The organism is Dysgonomonas sp. GY75, from assembly GCF_015234155.1.
Classification (GTDB): Bacteria; Bacteroidota; Bacteroidia; order Bacteroidales; family Dysgonomonadaceae; genus Dysgonomonas; species Dysgonomonas gadei.
The window spans coordinates 1-996 of sequence record NZ_JADCLQ010000033.1; the positions used below are offsets into that span (position 1 = coordinate 1).

A 996-nucleotide genomic window follows, 5' to 3' on the forward strand; every position below is an offset into this window, starting at 1 on the left:
TCAGAGGCTAATGTTATAATTATTCGATATCCTCATTCCACAGCTCCTTATCTGTAGGAGCCTTTCTTAGCTTATAGACAATAACTGCCCATACCACTACCTGATATACAAAGAAACCTATTGCCATGCCCATTTGTCAACAATTTAAATTGTTCATACTTCAAGTTTACTTCAATATTCTCTTCCTGCGTGGAACTATTGGTGAAACTAAAGGTCTTTTGAACCACTTTTCCAAAAGAATTCACGATATACACGTCCAGAACCTGCCTGCTTGTCCCAAGAGATTTATAATAAAGCCTGAATGTTCTTTTTGTCAATGGATACAAGTCATTCGGAGTGAAAATAGTCCCTTCATCATCCATCAAAATCCCCTCTCCATCACTTTGAAAGTACCTTATAAAGTATTCATTCCCTATATAGTCACCCTCCGTAACCAGCTGACACCTGATTTCCGCAGTTTCATTTACTTCTATCGTCTTTTGAACCGGAAGCGTCTCCAGATCAAAGTCATAATCCTGTTTAATATCCAACTGGTCACTACAGGCACACACGAATGCCAGTGCTCCCAGCACATAACATCCAACAAGTATTTTTCCTATCTTATTTTTCATTGTTTTAATTGATTATAAATTTTAAACCAATTCCTACTTGTGTATGATATTTCCCAATAGAACTACCAAATAGTATCCGCTGGCGTGCACTAATGATCAATACAATACGATCAGAGAGATAGTTTTCTATCTCCAGTGTGGCAGCTCCACCATATACAAAAGCACCTTCATTTGTAAGTGTAGAGCCATCGTAGAGAACCTTGTCCTCCCAATTGCAAGTCTCGTAGCCGCCCAGGGCTGATATTCCTAAAGACATAAAGAGTGTTTTGCTGCCATCAGACAAAAAGTTGTAGTAATAGCCACCCTCCGCAGTAAATGCAGAAACGGGGATTGCCATTTCTTTGTAATCATAGTTTTTCTGAAGATATTCCGCACCGAATACCCA

At 39.1% G+C, this 996-nt stretch carries 2 protein-coding genes; both read right to left on the reverse strand.

From position 1 onward, the window contains the following. Positions 1-71 precede the first annotated feature (71 nt). Positions 72-611 carry a DUF3872 domain-containing protein gene (locus tag IR083_RS12445; RefSeq protein ID WP_194224552.1) on the reverse strand — a complete coding sequence of 180 codons (540 nt, stop codon included), beginning with the start codon at positions 609-611 and terminating at the stop codon, positions 72-74. A 4-nt stretch (positions 612-615) separates the two neighbouring features. Further along, positions 616-996: conjugal transfer protein TraO (locus IR083_RS12450; protein WP_194224553.1), on the reverse strand; the 381-nt coding region annotated here is incomplete at its 5' end.

Bases quoted from the DNA above. Each gene is read 5' to 3' on its own strand.
- IR083_RS12445 (WP_194224552.1), bottom strand. From the start codon at position 611: ATGAAAAATAAGATAGGAAAAATACTTGTTGGATGTTATGTGCTGGGA.